This window comes from Streptomyces sp. SID13726 (assembly GCF_010548375.1).
In the GTDB taxonomy this organism is placed as follows: Bacteria; Actinomycetota; Actinomycetes; order Streptomycetales; family Streptomycetaceae; genus Streptomyces.
Genome location: NZ_JAAGLY010000021.1, coordinates 16,724 through 34,030, shown reverse-complemented (window position 1 = coordinate 34,030; position 17,307 = coordinate 16,724). Strand labels below are relative to the sequence as shown.

Genomic DNA, 17,307 nt, shown 5'->3' with positions numbered 1-17,307 from the left:
TGATGCCCGTGATGCCAGTGGGGCTGATGAGGTTGGCCCTCACCTGTACGCAGTGGCGCCCGATCCTCATAAGGTGAGGAGTAATGGGAAGCCCGGCTGCCACCAGTCGGTGGTCATGAGGAGGACTGCGGTGAGCGAGACGAGCCCCAAGCTGCGCGCCGAGCTGGAGGGTATCCCCACCTACAAGCCCGGCAGGCCCGCCGCGGCCGGTGGTCCGGTGGCCTACAAGCTGTCCTCCAACGAGAACCCGTATCCGCCGCTGCCGGGCGTGATGGAGTCGGTGACGGCGGCCGTCTCCTCGTTCAACCGCTACCCGGACATGGCCTGCACGGGCCTGATGAACGAGCTCTCCGACCGCTTCGGCGTCCCGCTCGCCCACCTGGCCACCGGCACCGGCTCGGTCGGCGTCGCGCAGCAGCTGATCCAGGCGACCTCGGGCCCCGGCGACGAGGTGATCTACGCCTGGCGGTCCTTCGAGGCGTACCCGATCATCACGCAGATCAGCGGTGCCACCTCGGTGAAGGTGCCGCTGACGCCGGGTGATGTGCACGACCTGGACGCGATGGCCGACGCGATCACCGACCGGACCCGGCTGATCTTCGTCTGCAACCCCAACAACCCGACGGGCACGGTCGTGCGCCGGGCCGAGCTGGAACGGTTCCTCGACCGGGTGCCGAGCGATGTGCTGGTGGTGCTCGACGAGGCCTACCGCGAGTTCATCCGCGACCCCGAGGTGCCGGACGGCGTCGAGCTGTACCGCACCCGCCCGAACGTCTGCGTGCTGCGCACCTTCTCCAAGGCGTACGGCCTCGCGGGACTCCGGGTCGGCTTCGCCATCGCCCACGAGCCGGTCGCGGCGGCACTGCGCAAGACGGCGGTGCCCTTCGGCGTCAGCCAGCTCGCGCAGGAGGCCGCGATCGCCTCGCTGCGCGCCGAGGACGAACTGCTGGGCCGGGTCGGCTCGCTGGTCTGTGAGCGCAATCGCGTGGTCGAGGGGCTGCGCGCCCAGGGCTGGACGGTGCCCGAGACCCAGGCCAACTTCGTGTGGCTGCGGCTGGGGGAGCGCACCGCCGACTTCGCGGCGGCCTGCGAGCGGCACGGTGTGGTCGTACGGCCGTTCCCGGGCGAGGGCGTGCGGGTGACGATCGGGGAGACCGAGGCGAACGACATCTTCCTGAAGGTGACGGAGGGCTTCCGTAAGGAGCTCTAGCTCACATCCGCCACGCGTTCGCGCTGGTCAGGGCAGGTTAACAGGGGGGTTCCCGGTGGCGAGGGGGACCCCCCTTCGCCTTGTCGAAAAGAGGTGCGTCATACTAGCTTGTGAATGTGAACGCTTTCACAAGCGTGTGAGTAAGGAGCGGCACCGTGGACCTGGCTCTGGCGCCGGAGACCCTGGCGCGATGGCAGTTCGGCATCACCACCGTCTACCACTTCCTCTTCGTCCCGCTGACGATCTCGCTCGCCGCCCTCACGGCCGGACTGCAGACCGCGTGGGTGCGCACGGAGAAGGAGAAGTACCTCAAGGCCACCAAGTTCTGGGGCAAGCTCTTCCTGATCAACATCGCGATGGGTGTGGTCACCGGCATCGTGCAGGAGTTCCAGTTCGGCATGAACTGGTCCGCCTACTCGCGCTTCGTCGGTGACGTCTTCGGCGCCCCACTCGCCTTCGAGGCCCTGATCGCGTTCTTCTTCGAGTCCACCTTCATCGGCCTGTGGATCTTCGGCTGGGACAAGCTGCCCAAGAGGATCCACCTGGCCTGCATCTGGATGGTCTCGATCGGCACGATCCTGTCGGCGTACTTCATCCTCGCGGCCAACTCGTGGATGCAGCACCCGGTCGGCTACCGGATCAACGAGGCGAGGGGCCGGGCCGAGCTCACCGACTTCTGGCTGGTGCTGACCCAGAACACCGCGCTCGCCCAGGCCTTCCACACGCTCAGCGCGTCCTTCCTGACCGGCGGCGCGTTCATGGTCGGCATCGCGGCCTTCCATCTGTTCCGCAAGAAGCACATCACCGTGATGAAGAGCTCGCTGCGGCTGGGCCTGATCACCGTGGTCATCGCCGGCATGCTCACCGCGATCAGCGGCGACACCCTCGGCAAGGTCATGTTCAAGCAGCAGCCGATGAAGATGGCCGCCGCCGAGGCCCTGTGGGACGGCCAGAACTCCGCGCCCTTCTCGATCTTCGCCTACGGAGACGTCAGCAAGGGCCACAACACCGTCGAGCTGTCCGTGCCCGGTGTGCTGTCGTTCCTCGCAGACGACGACTTCAACTCCTACGTCCCCGGCATCAACGACACCAACAAGGCCGAGCAGGAGAAGTACGGTCCCGGCGACTACCGGCCCAACATCCCCGTCGCTTTCTGGGCGTTCCGCTGGATGATCGGCTTCGGCATGGCGTCCTTCGCCATCGGCATCGCCGGACTCTGGCTGACCCGCAAGAAGTTCCTGCTGCCGCAGCACCTCAGGGTCGGCGAGGACGAGGTCCCGCACCTGGTCCTCTTCCGGAACAAGGCCCTCAGCCCCAAGCTCGGCCGGCTCTACTGGCTGGTCGCGATCTGGACCATGGCCTTCCCGCTGATCGCCAACTCCTGGGGCTGGATCTTCACCGAGATGGGCCGTCAGCCCTGGGTTGTCTACGGCCTCTTCCGGACCCGGGACGCGGTCTCCCCCGGTGTCTCGCAGGCCGAGGTCCTCACCTCGATGATCGTCTTCACCAGCCTGTACGCCATCCTCGCGGTCGTCGAGGTCAAGCTGCTGGCGAAGTACATCAAGGCCGGGCCGCCCGAGCTCACCGAGGCCGACCTCAACCCGCCCACGAAGATCGGCGGCGACGCGCGTGACGCCGACAAGCCGATGGCCTTCTCGTACTAGGCCGAGGGAGAGCGAGTCATGGAACTTCACGACGTCTGGTTCGTGCTCATCGCCGTCCTGTGGACCGGCTACTTCTTCCTGGAGGGCTTCGACTTCGGGGTCGGTGTCCTCACCAAGCTGCTGGCCCGCAACCGGGTCGAGAAGCGCGTCCTGATCAACACCATCGGTCCGGTCTGGGACGGCAACGAGGTCTGGCTGCTCTCGGCGGGCGGCGCGACCTTCGCCGCGTTCCCCGACTGGTACGCCACGCTCTTCTCCGGCTTCTACCTGCCGCTGCTGGTCATCCTGGTCTGCCTGATCGTCCGCGGTGTCGCCTTCGAGTACCGGGCCAAGCGGCCCGAGGAGAACTGGCAGCGCAACTGGGAGACCGCGATCTTCTGGACCTCGCTGATCCCCGCGTTCCTGTGGGGCGTCGCCTTCGGCAACATCGTGCACGGGGTGAAGATCGACCGGAACTTCGAGTACGTCGGCGGCTTCTGGGACCTGCTCAACCCGTACGCCCTCCTCGGCGGACTGGTGACACTGACCCTGTTCACCTTCCACGGCACGGTGTTCACGGCTCTCAAGACCGTCGGTGAGATCCGGGAACGCGCGCGGAAGCTGGCCACCCGGGTCGGTGTGGTGACCGCCGCGCTGGCGCTGGTCTTCCTGCTGTGGACCCAGGCCGACAACGGAGACGGCAAGAGCCTGGTCGCGCTGGTGGTCGCCGTGGCCGCGCTGGTCGTCGCCCTGGTGGCCAACCGGGCCGGGCGGGAGGGCTGGTCGTTCGCCCTGTCCGGCGTCACCATCGTGGCCGCCGTCGCGATGCTCTTCCTGACGCTCTTCCCGAACGTCATGCCGTCCTCGCTCAACGCGGACTGGAGCCTCACGGTCACCAACGCCTCGTCGAGCCCCTACACCCTGAAGATCATGACGTGGTGCGCGGCGATCGCCACGCCGGTCGTGATGCTCTACCAGGGCTGGACGTACTGGGTCTTCCGTAAGCGCATCGGCACGCAGCACATCGCCGACGCCGCGCACTGAGCCCGAGTTGGGGCATGTTTCACGTGAAACATGCCCCTTGAGAAGAGGGTGTGTTTCACGTGAAACCGATCGACCCGCGTCTGCTCCGTTACGCCAGGGCCACCCGGCTCTTCCTGGCGGCCGTGGTCGGCCTGGGCGCCCTCGGGGCCCTGTTGGTCATCGGCCAGGCGATGCTCATCGCCGAGATCGTGGTCGGCGCGTTCCAGCACAGCCTCTCGGTCGCCGAACTCCGCACTCCCCTGCTGTTGTTGGTGGCCGTAGCCGTCGGCCGTGGCCTCGTCTCATGGCTCACGGAACTCGCCGCACACCGCGCGAGCGCCGCCGTGAAGTCGGAGCTGCGGGGGCGGCTGCTGGAGCGGGCCACGGCACTGGGGCCCGGGTGGCTGAGCGGGCAGCGGACCGGATCGCTGGTCGCTCTCGCCACCAGGGGAGTCGACGCCCTCGACGACTACTTCTCGCGCTATCTCCCGCAGTTGGGCCTCGCGGTCGTCGTGCCGGTGGCGGTGCTGGCGCGGATCGTGACCGAGGACTGGGTATCGGCGGCCATCATCGTCGGCACCCTGCCCCTCATCCCGGTGTTCATGGTGCTGATCGGCTGGGCCACCCAGTCCCGGATGGACCGTCAGTGGCGGCTGCTGTCCCGGCTGTCGGGGCACTTCCTGGACGTGGTCGCGGGGCTGCCGACGCTGAAGGTGTTCGGCAGGGCCAAGGCGCAGGCCGACTCGATCCGGCGCATCACCGGTGAGTACCGCCAGGCGACCATGCGGACCCTGCGGATCGCCTTCATCTCCTCCTTCGCCCTGGAACTGCTGTCCACGCTCTCGGTGGCGCTGGTCGCGGTGACGATCGGCATGCGGCTCGTCCACGGCGAGATGACCCTGTACGACGGCCTGGTCGTCCTCATCCTGGCCCCCGAGGCGTATCTCCCCCTGCGTCAGGTCGGTGCGCAGTACCACGCGGCGGCCGAGGGGCTGGCCGCCGCCGAGGAGATCTTCGCGGTGCTGGAGACACCGGTGCCGGCGTCCGGGACCGGTGCGGTGCCCGCCGGCGCGCTGGCCTTCGAGCAGGTCACGGTCCGCTACCCCGGGCGTTCCGGGGACGCCGTCACCGACGTGTCCTTCGAGGTGGCGCCCGGGGAGACGGTGGCGCTGGTCGGCCCCAGCGGCGCGGGCAAGTCGACGCTGCTGAGCGTCCTGCTGGGCTTCGTCCGGCCGGCCGAGGGGCGGGTCCGGATCGGGGGAGCCGCTCTTGACGAGGTCGACCTGGAGGAGTGGCACTCGCGGATCGCGTGGGTGCCGCAGCGGCCGCAGCTGTTCGCCGGGACGATCGCCGAGAACGTACGGCTGGCCCGCCCCGACGCCGACGAGAGCGCCGTACGGCGGGCGTTGGCGGACGCGGGGGCCCTGGAGTTCGTGACCGCGCTCCCCCAGGGCACCGACACCGTGCTCGGCGAGGACGGGACCGGGCTCTCCGCCGGGCAGCGGCAACGCCTCGCGCTGGCCCGGGCGTTCCTCGCGGACCGGCCGGTGCTGCTCCTCGACGAGCCGACGGCGGCGCTCGACGGGGCCACCGAGGCGGAGGTCGTGGCGGCGGTACGGCGGCTCTCGGCCGGGCGGACGGTCCTGCTGGTGGTGCACCGGCCGGCGCTGCTCGGGGTGGCCGACCGGGTGGTCCGGCTGGCGGAGCCCGCGGCACCGGCACCGGCACCGGCTCCGGCTCTGGCGGAGGCCGTCACCCGCACGTCCCCGGTCGGTATGACCGAGGACGGCGTCCCCTTCTCGGAGGCGCCCGGGACGACCGAGGTGCCGGGGAACGCGCGGGGCGTCCTCGCCCGGGTCCGTGCCATGTCCGGTCCCCGGCGCGGCCGGCTTGCCCTCGCCCTGCTGCTCGGCAGCCTCGCCCTCGGCAGTGCCGTGGGGCTGATGGCCACCTCGGGGTGGCTGATCTCCAGGGCCTCGCAGCAGCCGCCGGTGCTGTATCTGATGGTGGCCGTGACGGCGACCAGGGCCTTCGGTATCGGTCGGGCCGTCTTCCGGTACGCGGAGCGGCTGGTGTCGCACGACGCGGTGCTGCGGATGCTCGCCGACACCCGGGTCGCCGTCTACCGGCGGCTCGAACGGCTGGCGCCCGCCGGTCTGCGCACGGCCCGCCGGGGTGATCTGCTCTCACGGCTGGTCTCCGACGTGGACGCCCTCCAGGACTACTGGCTGCGCTGGCTGCTGCCCGCCGGTGCCGCTGTCGGGGTGTCGGCCGCCTCCGTGGCCTTCACGGCCTGGCTGCTGCCCGAGGCCGGTGCGGCACTCGCCGTGGGCCTCCTGGCGGCCGGGGTCGGCGTCCCGCTCGTCACCGCCGCCGTGGCCCGCCGGGCGGAGCGCAGGCTCGCCCCCGCGCGCGGTGAGCTGGCGACCCGGGTGACCGATCTGCTCACCGGGACCGCCGAGTTGACCGTCGCGGGAGCCCTGCCCGCCCGTACCGCCGAGGCGCGGCGGGCCGACGGCGTGCTCACCCGGATCGCCTCGCGCGCCGCCACCGCGACCGCGCTCGGCGACGGACTCACCGCCCTCGTCTGTGGCCTGACCGTCACCGCCACCGCCCTCGTCGGCGCCCAGGCGGTCGCCGCCGGACGGCTCGGCGGGGTCGTCATGGCCGTCGTGGTCCTCACCCCGCTGGCCGCCTTCGAGGCCGTCCTCGGACTGCCCCTGGCCGTGCAGTACCGCCAGCGGGTGCGCAGGAGCGCCGAGCGCGTGTACGAGGTGCTGGACGCGCCCGAGCCGGTACGCGAGCCGGAGCGGCCGCGGCAGGCACCGGCCTCGCCGTTCCCGGTGCTGGTCAAGGGCCTCACAGCCCGGCACGAGGGCCAGGACCGGGACGCCCTCGCAGGGCTCGACCTGACCCTCGCGGAAGGCCGCCGGGTCGCCGTGGTCGGCGCGTCCGGCTCCGGCAAGACGACGCTCACGCAGGTGCTGCTGCGCTTCCTGGACGCGGACGCCGGCACCTACACCCTGGGCGGGGTGGACGCCTACGGGCTGGACGGCGACGACGTACGGCGGCTGGTGGGGCTGTGCGCGCAGGACGCGCACCTCTTCGACAGCTCGGTGCGCGAGAACCTGCTCCTCGCCAGGAAGGACGCGACCGAGGACGAACTGCGGGACGCGCTGCGGCGGGCCCGGCTGCTCGACTGGGCCGAGGGCCTGCCCGACGGTCTCGACACTTTGGTCGGCGAGCACGGGGCATGGCTGTCCGGCGGTCAGCGCCAGCGGCTCGCGCTGGCCCGGGCGCTGCTGGCCGACTTCCCGGTCCTCGTCCTGGACGAGCCCGGCGAGCATCTCGACCTGCCCACCGCGGACGCGCTCACCGCCGATCTGCTGGCCGCCACCGAGGGCCGTACGACACTCCTCATCACGCACCGGCTGGCGGGTCTCGAGTCGGTGGACGAGGTGGTCGTACTCGACGAGGGAAGGGTCGTGCAGCGGGGCTCCTACGCGGAGTTGGCCGTTGTGGAGGGGCCGCTGCGGAGGATGGCCGAGCGGGAGGCGGAGTCGGAGCTGCTGGTGGCGGCGGGCTGAGTCCGGTCGGCGCGAGGGCTCTGAAGGCCCAACTCGGCTTTCTGGGGCAATCAGTACTCATTACGCTCAGGGCATGTCCACGCCTCAGGGAATGCCGACCGAACTGGCTGCACAGCTGCCGCAGCTCCTGGAGGCGATGCGGTCCGTCGGCAGCGGCCTGGAGCTGCACACCACACTCGACCGGATCTGTGGGACGGCGGCGGAGCTGACCGGCGCCCGGTACGCGGCCATCGGGGTCGTCGACGAGGACGGCGACGGGCTCGCCGACTTCGTCCACCACGGCGTCGACGAGGCGACGGCCCGCCGCATCGGACGGCCTCCGGACGGACGAAGGGGGCTGCTCGGGGCGCTCGTCCGCGATCCGGAACCGGTGCGGCTCACGGAGGTGACGGCGGATCCGCGCTCGTGCGGATTCCCCACGCACCATCCCCCGATGCGCACCTTCCTGGGGCTGCCCGTCCGGGTGCAGGGCGAGGTGTTCGGCAACCTGTATCTGGCGGAGAAGCACAGTGGCGGGCCGTTCGACGACCACGACCTCAACATGGTCCGGGTGCTGGCCGCGGAGGCGGGGATCGCCGTCGGCAACGCCCGGCTGTACGAGGCGGCGCAGCAGCGCGAGCGCTGGATCGACGGTTCGGTCGCCGTGACCACCGCCCTGCTGTCCGGTGGCGACGCCGACGACGCCCTCCAGGTCGTGGCCGAACAGGCCCGCAGGCTGTCCGGGTCGGCGGCCGGGATCGTGCTGCTGCCCGCCGACGAAGGAGGTCTGGAGATCGTCGCCGTGGCCGCCGACGAGCCGTCGGACGCGCTGGGCACGGTGGTGCCGCCGGACAGCGGGATCGTCGCCGAACTCCTCGACGGGCAGGCCGTGTTCGTCGAGGACGCGAGCACGGACCCGCGGGTGACCAACGGCCTCGCCCGCGGCTACGGCCCGATCATGATGGTGCCCCTGGAGAGCGACGGCCGGGTGCTGGGCAGCCTGGTCACCCCGCGCGCCCGCGGCGAGCGGCCGTTCAGCCGGGCCGAGCGCGGCCTCGCCGTCCAGTTCGCCTCCCAGGCCGCGCTCGCGCTGAAGATGGCGCAGACCCAGCGCGACCGGGAGCGGCTCGCGGTGTACGAGGACCGCGACCGGATCGCCCGTGACCTGCACGACCTGGTCATCCAGCGGCTGTTCGCGACGGGGATGATGCTGGAGAGCGCACAGCGCGGGTCGGCCGTGCCCGAGGTGCGCGGCGGCGTCGGCAAGGCGGTCGACGCCCTCGACACCACCATCCAGGAGATCCGCACGGCGATCTTCGCGCTCCAGCAGGGCCCGGCCGAGGCGCCCGCCGGACTGCGCACCCGGGTGCTGCGCGAGATCAACATGGCCGCCGTGCCGCTCGGGTTCAAGCCGTCGTACCGCTTCGTCGGCCCGGTCGACGGCGTGGTCGGCGACCTCACCGGCAAGAACCTCGTCGCGGCCCTGCGCGAGGCCCTCTCCAACGCCTTCCGGCACGCCGGGGCCTCCCGGATCGACGTCGTCGTCGACGCGACGGCGACCCTGCCGGACGGCCGGCCCGGGGTACGGCTGTCCGTCGCGGACGACGGTGTCGGCATTCCGGAGGGCGGTCGGCGCAGCGGGCTCGGCAATCTGAGACGGCGGGCGGAGTCGCTCGGCGGGGACAGCGGGCACGGTCCCGGAATCGGGCCGGACGGCGGCGGCACGACGATCGTGTGGCAGGCGCCGCACTGACCCGTCCGCAGCAACGTGTCCCCCGGCCGTACGACTTGAACAGGACCGGGCCGCGGGACCCGGGTCAGGATCGCTGACATGCGATCACCTCGCCGTCACCCGCTGCTCGTTCCGGCGCTGCTGTGCGCGCTGGCGGTGCTGGCGGCCCGCCCCACGGACGCCGCCGACGACGACGGCGCGGGCCGCCGCGAGGACGGTGACCCGGGGCTCAGCGCCCAGGTGGCCCGGCTGTACGAGGACGCGGCCCTGGCGACCCGGCAGTACGAGGCGGGCCGTCTGGAGGCGGAGGTACAGCGGGCGCAGGCCCAGCGGTTCGAGCAGCTCCTGGACCGGGAGCGGCGTGAGATCGCCGTCCTGCACGAGGACCTGGGCCGGATCGCGCGCTCCCAGTACCGCGACGGCGGCGGGCTGCCGATCACCGCGCAGATGCTCCTCGCGGACGACCCCGAGGAGCTGATGCAGGGTCAGCACGTCTTCTCCCGGACGACGCTGGCCGTCAACAACGCGGTCGACAAGAGCCGCCGGGCCGAGGCACGGCTCGCCGCGGACGAGGCGAAGGCCGCCGCGGCCTGGCGGACGCTGGAGCGGCGCGGCACCGAACTCGCCGTGCTGAAGAAGGGCATCGAGCAGAAACTGGAAGAGGCCCGCTGGCAGTTGCAGGGCCAGGCCGACGCCTCCGTCGCCGCCGGAGCCTGCCGGGGTGCCGTACGGCTGGACCAGCCGCCGCAGGCACCGGCGGGCCCGTGGGTCACGCCGGTGGCTGTGTACGAGCTGTCCGCGGGGTTCGGCAGCGGCGGGGCGCGCTGGGCGAACCGGCACACCGGGCAGGACTTCGCGGTGCCGATCGGGACACCGGTGCGGGCGGTGGGCGCGGGCCGGGTGGTGAAGGTGTCCTGCGGGGGCCCCTTCGGCATCGAGATCGTCGTCGAGCACACCGGCGGCTACTACACGCAGTACGCCCACCTCGCCGCCGTCGCCGTCGACCAGGGCGAGCAGGTCGCGCCCGGCCAGTGGATCGGGCAGTCCGGCACGTCCGGCAACTCGACCGGCCCGCATCTGCACTTCGAGGTACGGGTCACCCCGGAGCTGGGCTCGGCGGTGGACCCGGTGCCGTGGCTCGCGGCCCGCGGGGTGCCGCTCGGCTAGCGCGCCGCGAGCAGCTGCTCGATCACCACGGCCACCCCGTCGTCATTGTTGGCGACGGTCCGGCCCGAGGCCGCCGCGATCACGTCCGGGTGGGCATTGCCCATGGCGTACGACTGTCCCGCCCAGGTCAGCATCTCGACGTCGTTCGGCATGTCCCCGAAGGCGACGACCTCTTCGTGCGAGATGCCGCGCTCGGCGCAGCACAGGGCGAGGGTGCTGGCCTTGGAGACGTCGGGGCCGCTGATCTCCAGCAGCGCGCTGGGGCTGGACCGGGTGACGTTGGCGCGGTCGCCGATGGCGAGACGGGACAGGGTGAGGAAGGCGTCCGGGTCGATCGTGGGGTGGTAGGCGAGGATCTTCAGCACCGGCTCGTCGGCCCCGGGACCGTCGTCCGCCAGCAGCTCCTCGGCCGGGGCGAGGTGGTCCGGGATCTCCATGTGCAGCTTGGGATAGTCCGGCTCCTGGTGGAAGCCGTACGTCTGCTCCACCGCGTACACCGTGCCGGGCGCCGCCTCGCGCAGCAGGCGTACGGCGTCCAGGGCGTTGTCCCGGGCCAGCTCGCGTACCTTCACGAACCGGTGGGCGCCGGGGCCGCCGTGCAGGTCGACCACGGCGGCGCCGTTGCCGCAGATGGCGAGGCCGTGGCCGTGGACGTGGTCGCTGACGACGTCCATCCAGCGGGCCGGGCGGCCGGTGACGAAGAAGACCTCGATGCCCGCCTCCTCGGCGGCGGCGAGGGCCGCGACCGTGCGCGGGGACACCGACTTGTCGTCGCGCAGCAGAGTGCCGTCGAGATCGGTGGCGATCAGGCGCGGCGGTATGTCGGCGGCCGGGGTCTCGGGCTGTCGAGTCGCTGAGGTCACCCCCTCATTCTCCCGCATATGCCCGCACGGCCGTGCGGGTGTCCGCACAGGTGAGACATAGATGACGTGCGGTCGGTCCCGGCAGCCCCGGGACCGCTGTCTCAGCCCAGCTGTGCCGGGGCCTCCATGGCGATCTGCTCGAAGACCTTCTCGTCCGCGGCGAAGTCCGAGTCGGGGATCGGCCAGTGGATCACGAGCTCGGTGAAGCCGAGCTCCCGGTGCCGGCCGGCGAAGTCGACGAACGCGTCCAGGGACTCCAGCGGGCGGGCGCGGTCCGGGGTGAAACCGGTGAGCAGGATCTTGTCCAGCCCGTGCACGTCCCGGCCGAGCGTCGCGCAGGCGTCCGCGAGCTTCTCGATCTGCCCGCGGAGCGCCTGGACCGACTGCTCGGGGGTGCCGTTCTCGTACAGCTTCGGGTCGCCGGTGGTGACCCACGCCTGTGCGTGGCGTGCGGCGAGGCTCAGTCCGCGCGGCCCGGTGGCGGCCACCGCGAACGGCAGCCGGGGCCGCTGGACGCAGCCGGGGATGTTGCGGGCCTCGTGCGCCGCATAGAAGTCGCCCTCGTAGGACACCGCGTCCTCGGTGAGCAGGCGGTCCAGCAGCGGGACGAACTCGGCGAGCCGGTCGGCGCGCTCGCGCGGGGTCCACGGCTCCTGGCCGAGCGCGGTCGCGTCGAAGCCGGTGCCGCCCGCGCCGATGCCGAGGGTGACCCGGCCGCCGGAGATGTCGTCGAGGGTGATCAGTTCCTTGGCGAGGGTCACCGGGTGCCGGAAGTTCGGGGAGGTCACCAGGGTGCCCAGGCGCAGCCGGTCGGTGACGCCCGCGGCGCCGGTCAGGGTGGGGACGGCGCCGAACCAGGGGCCGTCGCGGAAGGTGCGCCAGGACAGGTGGTCGTAGGTGTATCCGGTGTGGAAGCCGAGCTGCTCCGCGCGCTGCCATGCCTCGCGGCCCCCCTCGTTCCAGCGGCGGTACGGGAGGATCACGGTGCTCAGACGCAGGCTCATGTGTCCGAGCGTATGCGCCGGGCCGTGTTTCACGTGAAACAGTGACTCAGGGTCACCGTGCACGGCCGCTGAGCCAAGGGCTGAGCCCGACCGGGATGAACTCCTTGTGCACGCGGTCGCCGGGCAACGGGACCATCAGGAAGTGACTGGGCGGGAAACGGCGGACCTTGACCCAGGCGTGGCCTTCGTAGAGGGCGCGGAGGAAGGCGGGGACGTCGTCGCGGGCGATGTCGGGGCACTCGACTCCGTCGACGGTGATCAGGGCGTCGTCGTCCGGGAACAGCCGTACGTCCACCCGGGGCCGGCCGCCGAGCTCGACGTAGGCCTCGTGGGGCAGGGTGCCGTCCGGGTCGGTGGTGACGCCGACGCCCGCCGCGCTGCGGCGCGAGGTCTGGTCGGCGCCGATGTCGTGGCTCACCTCGATCGCGAGCCCGTACTCGGCGGCGAGGGTGCGGAGCGCGGTGACGGCGGCCTCGGTGCTGGGGAGGTGGTCCATACCACTGATCATGCCTGGTGCCCGGGCGGGCTCAGTGCGACTGCGGAAAGCGCAGGTACTCCGGCGGCACGGCCCGGGTCAGCCACACACCGTTCGCGCTGACGTGGAAGACATGGCCGTCGCGGTGCATGGCCGCCGTGTCCACGGAGAGCACGACGGGGCGGCCCCGGCGGGCGCCGACCCGGGTCGCGGTCTCGCGGTCGGGGGACAGATGCACGTCGTGCCGGTTCATGGGGCGCAGGCCCTCGGCGCGGATCGCGTCCAGGAAGCGGGCCACGGTGCCGTGGTAGAGGTACGGCGGCGGGGGCGTCGGGGTGAGGCCGAGGTCGACCTCGACGCTGTGGCCCTGGCTGGCGCGGATGCGGGTGCCGTCGACGGCGAAGCGCTGTTTGTCGTTGGCGGCGACGACGTGGTCCAGCTCTTCCCGCGTGATGCGGAAGTGGTGCGCGGCGGTCGCGCTGAGCAATACGTCGATCTCGACCCAGCCGGCCTCGTCGAGAGTGAGCCCGATCCGCTCGGGCTGGTGCCGCAGGTGCTTCGAGAGGTACTTCGACACCTTCACGGTGCGTCTTTCGTCCATGGCACCAGGGTGCGGGGAGAGACGTGAATCACGCGAACGATTTTGACCCGGATGTTTGATCCACAACCAACTGTAGTTATCCACAGGCTACTTGGCAGTTCTGTGGACAACCCCCTGTCATGTCAGCCCCCTTCGTCAAGATCGACTGGGGGCACCTCATTTGACGTGAGCGCATCCAACGCCCTTGCCCGCACCTCCCGTTCAGCCGCCAGCACGAAGAACTCCGCCGCCCTCTCCGCCCCGACCAGCCCCTCCACGGCCCGCATTGTCTCCTCGGGCACGGCCACGGAGCGTGACGCGGGCGGGCTCTGCGCCGGTGCCTCCGTGCCCAGGTGCTGCCGCAGCTGCCGTACCGCCAACAGACGCATCGCGCGCGCGAGTTCCGCGTCGACCGTGTGCTGGGCGAGCGGCCGCAGCCGTCGTACGAGGGAGGCCGCCTCCGCGGCTTCCGCGTCGGTGGGACGGCGGGGTCCGTCCAGGTAGCGGGCGAAGACGTGCTCGGTGGTGAACTCCAGGAAACGGGCCGCGATGTGCTCGACCTGCCCCCTCAACTCCCTCAGGTGGCCGGAGATCGCGGAGAGCGGGACCCCGGCGGCGTGCAACTCGACGGCCACGGTGAGCTCTTGGGGGCTCGGCACGAGGAAGGAGTCCTCGTCGCCGGGGACCGGCTCCAGTACGCCGAGTTCGACCGCGTCGGCGACCGACGCGTCGTCGGGGGCGCCGCCGAACCGCTCCTCCAGCTCGGTGCGGGAGATGCGTACGGCCTCCTCGTCGGTCCACGGGCCGTCGACCTCGGCGACCAGGCCGAGGATTCCGCCGAGGCCGCGGCCGGAGTCGTGGGCCTCCAGGAGCTCCTTGATGGAGGCGAGGGTGTAGCCGCGATCGAGGAGGTCGGCGATCTGGCGGAGCCGGGCCAGGTGGGTGTCCGTGTAGATGTTGGACCGGCCGCGGCGCTCGGGCCGGGGGAGCAGGCCGCGGTCCTGGTAGGCGCGGATGGTGCGGACGGTGGCGCCGCTGAGGTGGGCCAGGTCGTCGATTCGGTACGCGGTGTCCATGGGGGCCTTCGGGGGCTGCGGGGCCGGGGTGGGGTGCCGAGGTGAGCTTGCCGTGCGCCGGTTGGGCCGTGCACGGCGATCACGGCGGAAGGGAGCGGGACGACAGCCTCGGTGGGCGGTGCCGGAAGTGCACCACGACCTCGGCGAGGGCGAGGGCGTCGTCACCGGTGTCGGGCCGACGCCCCCGCCCCCTCGGCCTCCCCGACTCAGACCGGCGGCTCCAACCGCCCCAACGCCCGCAACGCGCGCGGTGCGAAGCGGGACAGCAGATGGGCGCCCCTGGCCTCGGGCGTGACCGGGACCACGGCCTGGTTGTGGATCACCGAGCGCAGGATCGCGTCGGCGACCTTCTCCGGGGGGTAGTTGCGCAGGCCGTAGAGGCGGGCGGTGCGCTTCTGGCGGCGTTTCTCCTCGTCGGGGTCGGTGCCGGCGAAGCGGGCCGTGGCGGTGATGTTGGTGTTGACGATGCCGGGGCAGATGGCGGTGACTCCGATGCCCTGGCTCGCCAGTTCCGCGCGCAGGCTCTCGCTGAGCATGAGGACGGCCGCCTTGGAGGTGCCGTAGGCGGACAGGGCCTTGGAGGGCTGGTAGGCGGCCGCCGAGGCGGTGTTGACGATGTGGCCGCCCTGTCCGCGCTCGGCCATCTGCCGGCCGAAGAGGCGGCAGCCGTGGATGACGCCCCAGAGGTTGACGTCGAGGACCCTCTTCCAGTCCTCGGTGGTGGTGTCGAAGAAGGAGCCGCCCAGGCCGATTCCGGCGTTGTTGACGAGGACGTCCACCACGCCGTACTCGGCGGCGACCTTGTCGGCGAGTTTTTCCATGGCCTGTTCGTCGGAGACGTCGACCGTCTCCGCCCACGCCGACGGCGCGCCGAGCAGCCGGGACAGTTCGGCGGCGCGGGCGGCGGACTCGGCGTCCCGGTCGACGGCCACCACGCGCGCGCCGGACTCGGCGAAGGCGAACGCCGTGGCCCGTCCGATGCCGCTGCCCGCGCCGGTGACGAGGACGAGCTGCCCGCCGAACCGGTCGGCGTACTTCCCGGTCGCCCGTACGCTCGCCCGGCCTGCCTCCACGGACGTCACGAACTCGGTGATCCACGCCGACAGTTGGTCGGGGCGGGAGCGCGGGATCCAGTGCTTGGCGGGGAGCGTGCGCCGGGTCAGCTCGGGCACCCACTGCTCCAGGCCGTCGTAGAGCTTCTCCGAGAGGAACGCGTCCTCCAGGGGCGTGATGAGCTGCACGGGCGCGTGTGCGTACGCGTCGGCGCGCGGGCGGCGCAGTCTCGGGCGGACGTTGTCGCGGTACAGCCAGGTGCCGTGGGCCGCGTCGGTGGGCAGGGAGGTGGTCGGGTAGCCGTCGGAGGGGACCTTCTCGACGCGCTCCAGGAGGCGGGGCCAGACCTTGCCGAGCGGGCCGCGCCAGGCCAGTTCGGGCAGGGCGGGGGTGTGCAGCGCGTACACGTACCAGGACTTGACTCCCTGGCCGAGGAGCTGGCCGGCCCGGCGCGGGGTGGGCCTCCTCAGGCGCCCCGCGATCCAGTGGCCGAAGTGGTCGAGGGACGGCCCGGACATCGAGGTGAAGGAGGCGATACGGCCCTTCGCGCGCGGGACGGTGACGAACTCCCAGGACTGCACCGAGCCCCAGTCGTGCCCGACCAGGTGTACGGGCCGGTCCGGGCTGACCGCGTCCGCCACGGCCAGGAAGTCGTCCGTCAGCTTCTCCAGGGTGAACCCGCCGCGCAGGGGCTCGGGCGCGGTCGAGCGGCCGTGGCCGCGGACGTCGTAGAGGACGACGTGGAAGCGGTCGGTCAGCCGGGCCGCGACCTCGGACCAGACCTCCTTGCTGTCGGGGTAGCCGTGCACGAGGACGACCGTGGGCCGCGAGGGGTCCCCCAGTTCGGCCACGCACAGCTCGACTCCGCCGGTCCGTACCCGGCGCTCCCGCGCGCCTTCGAGCAACGTCACTTCGCCTCCGCCCAGCGCCGCACGTGCGGCAGATCGTCGTCCAGCCAGAAAGCGCTCTGTTCGGGGTCCGCGGAGTCGGTGACGACCAGGATCTCCTCGAACTTCGCGCCCGTGCCCCGGAATCCGAGGTGGGGTTCGACCGCCCACAGGCCCGGCCGCGGCGGGTGGTCGGAGAAGCGGTACGGCGACCACAGGGGCGACCAGCCCTCGCGGTGGCCGTGCAGGGCGTCGGCCGCGAGCCCCTTGAGGGACTGGGTGCCGAACCCGAAGACCCGCGGTGACCAGCGGCCCTCCCTGACCTGGTCGACCTTGTGGGCGATCACGCCGAAGGGATACGCGCGGTGCCGGTTGGCGTAGCCCTGGCGGACCATGAGGCGGTCCACGTCCTCGTAGATCTCGCGCAGCGAGCGCCGCTCGCGGACCTCGCGCAGGATCAGCTCGCGGTGTGCCTCCAGGTCGGCCGTCAGCCGGTCCTGGACGGGGTTCGCGCCGAGCGAGCCGGAGTAGCCGATGTCGGCGGTGAAACCCTCGTACACCGGGGCCATGTCCAGGATGAACGGCATCCCGGGCTCCAGGCGCCGGCCGGTGGGGAAGAACTGGAGCGGGACACGGAAGCCCGTGAACGCCGTGCGGTCGCCGAACCAGGCGAAGGGCAGGTGGAACCAGTCCCGCACACCCCGCTCGCGCAGCCACTCGCGCTGCATCCGGGCGGCCTGCCGCTCGGTCACGCCGGGCTCCAGCCGGGCCGCGACCGCCTCCGCGCACTCGTACGCGAGCCGCTGGACCTGCCGGAATCCGCGCAATCGCGTGGAGAGTCCGCTGTTCGGTGCCGTCGTCATGCCGCCTCGTCCCCGTCGACCGCGGTACGTGTCCGTAACTTGACACTGGCGAATGTGACAGTTGTTAGAGGCTGCGTCAATAGGGCCGGGTCGGGCTGTGGAAAACCCCGCAGATGTGGAAAACGGAGTCCACGTTGTTCGACCTCAGGGTGACCCCTAGGTGCC

13 protein-coding genes are annotated in these 17,307 nt (G+C 71.7%); 6 read left to right on the top strand and 7 right to left on the bottom strand.

Annotated elements, in window-relative coordinates; genetic code table 11:
- Window positions 1-130: 130 nt before the first annotated feature.
- From hisC to G3I78_RS36840, 6 genes are all read left to right on the top strand, one after another.
- Entirely contained in the window at window positions 131-1,210 is a 1,080-nt protein-coding gene (gene hisC, locus G3I78_RS36865) for a histidinol-phosphate transaminase (RefSeq protein WP_164432958.1), read from the top strand.
- A gap of 155 nt (window positions 1,211-1,365) precedes the next feature.
- Window positions 1,366-2,874, top strand: coding sequence for a cytochrome ubiquinol oxidase subunit I (locus G3I78_RS36860; RefSeq protein WP_164432956.1), 1,509 nt, complete (start codon window positions 1,366-1,368; stop codon window positions 2,872-2,874).
- A gap of 18 nt (window positions 2,875-2,892) precedes the next feature.
- Window positions 2,893-3,897: a cytochrome d ubiquinol oxidase subunit II gene (gene cydB, locus G3I78_RS36855; RefSeq protein ID WP_164432954.1), complete on the top strand. Its 1,005-nt coding sequence runs from the start codon at window positions 2,893-2,895 to the stop codon at window positions 3,895-3,897.
- Between the two features lie 59 nt (window positions 3,898-3,956).
- Window positions 3,957-7,463: a thiol reductant ABC exporter subunit CydD gene (cydD, locus tag G3I78_RS36850; RefSeq protein WP_164432952.1), complete on the top strand. Its 3,507-nt coding sequence runs from the start codon at window positions 3,957-3,959 to the stop codon at window positions 7,461-7,463.
- Window positions 7,464-7,536: 73 nt separating this feature from the next.
- Window positions 7,537-9,195, top strand: a complete 1,659-nt coding sequence (locus G3I78_RS36845) for a GAF domain-containing protein (RefSeq protein WP_164432944.1) — start codon at window positions 7,537-7,539, stop codon at window positions 9,193-9,195.
- A gap of 78 nt (window positions 9,196-9,273) precedes the next feature.
- Window positions 9,274-10,341, top strand: a complete 1,068-nt coding sequence (locus G3I78_RS36840; RefSeq protein ID WP_164432942.1) for a M23 family metallopeptidase — start codon at window positions 9,274-9,276, stop codon at window positions 10,339-10,341.
- Here the strand turns inward: G3I78_RS36840 and G3I78_RS36835 are convergent.
- The 7 genes from G3I78_RS36835 to G3I78_RS36805 all read right to left on the bottom strand — a co-directional run bounded on the left by G3I78_RS36835 (window position 10,338) and on the right by G3I78_RS36805 (window position 17,142).
- On the bottom strand, window positions 10,338-11,204 hold the full coding sequence (locus tag G3I78_RS36835) for a Cof-type HAD-IIB family hydrolase (RefSeq protein WP_164432940.1): 867 nt from the start codon (window positions 11,202-11,204) through the stop codon (window positions 10,338-10,340). The genes G3I78_RS36840 and G3I78_RS36835 overlap by 4 nt on opposite strands.
- A 101-nt stretch (window positions 11,205-11,305) precedes the next feature.
- Entirely contained in the window at window positions 11,306-12,208 is a 903-nt protein-coding gene (locus G3I78_RS36830; protein WP_164432936.1) for an LLM class flavin-dependent oxidoreductase, read from the bottom strand.
- A gap of 52 nt (window positions 12,209-12,260) precedes the next feature.
- Window positions 12,261-12,704 carry a hypothetical protein gene (locus G3I78_RS36825; RefSeq protein WP_239158290.1) on the bottom strand — a complete coding sequence of 148 codons (444 nt, stop codon included), beginning with the start codon at window positions 12,702-12,704 and terminating at the stop codon, window positions 12,261-12,263.
- 31 nt (window positions 12,705-12,735) lie between these two features.
- Window positions 12,736-13,284: an RNA 2'-phosphotransferase gene (locus G3I78_RS36820; RefSeq protein WP_164432934.1), complete on the bottom strand. Its 549-nt coding sequence runs from the start codon at window positions 13,282-13,284 to the stop codon at window positions 12,736-12,738.
- A gap of 122 nt (window positions 13,285-13,406) precedes the next feature.
- Window positions 13,407-14,339, bottom strand: coding sequence for a MerR family transcriptional regulator (locus G3I78_RS36815; protein ID WP_164432933.1), 933 nt, complete (start codon window positions 14,337-14,339; stop codon window positions 13,407-13,409).
- A gap of 206 nt (window positions 14,340-14,545) precedes the next feature.
- Entirely contained in the window at window positions 14,546-16,303 is a 1,758-nt protein-coding gene (locus G3I78_RS36810) for an SDR family oxidoreductase (protein WP_164432931.1), read from the bottom strand.
- Complete coding sequence (locus G3I78_RS36805; protein WP_164432929.1) at window positions 16,300-17,142, bottom strand: M24 family metallopeptidase; 843 nt, start codon at window positions 17,140-17,142, stop codon at window positions 16,300-16,302. The genes G3I78_RS36810 and G3I78_RS36805 overlap by 4 nt, the downstream gene beginning before the upstream one ends.
- Window positions 17,143-17,307: the final 165 nt, after the last annotated feature.

Coding starts and splice junctions, on each gene's coding strand:
- cydB (WP_164432954.1), top strand. CDS start 2,893: ATGGAACTTCACGACGTCTGGTTCGTGCTCATCGCCGTCCTGTGGACC.
- G3I78_RS36845 (WP_164432944.1), top strand. CDS start 7,537: ATGTCCACGCCTCAGGGAATGCCGACCGAACTGGCTGCACAGCTGCCG.
- G3I78_RS36840 (WP_164432942.1), top strand. CDS start 9,274: ATGCGATCACCTCGCCGTCACCCGCTGCTCGTTCCGGCGCTGCTGTGC.
- G3I78_RS36830 (WP_164432936.1), bottom strand. CDS start 12,208: ATGAGCCTGCGTCTGAGCACCGTGATCCTCCCGTACCGCCGCTGGAAC.
- G3I78_RS36825 (WP_239158290.1), bottom strand. CDS start 12,704: ATGGACCACCTCCCCAGCACCGAGGCCGCCGTCACCGCGCTCCGCACC.
- G3I78_RS36820 (WP_164432934.1), bottom strand. CDS start 13,284: ATGGACGAAAGACGCACCGTGAAGGTGTCGAAGTACCTCTCGAAGCAC.
- G3I78_RS36815 (WP_164432933.1), bottom strand. CDS start 14,339: ATGGACACCGCGTACCGAATCGACGACCTGGCCCACCTCAGCGGCGCC.
- G3I78_RS36805 (WP_164432929.1), bottom strand. CDS start 17,142: ATGACGACGGCACCGAACAGCGGACTCTCCACGCGATTGCGCGGATTC.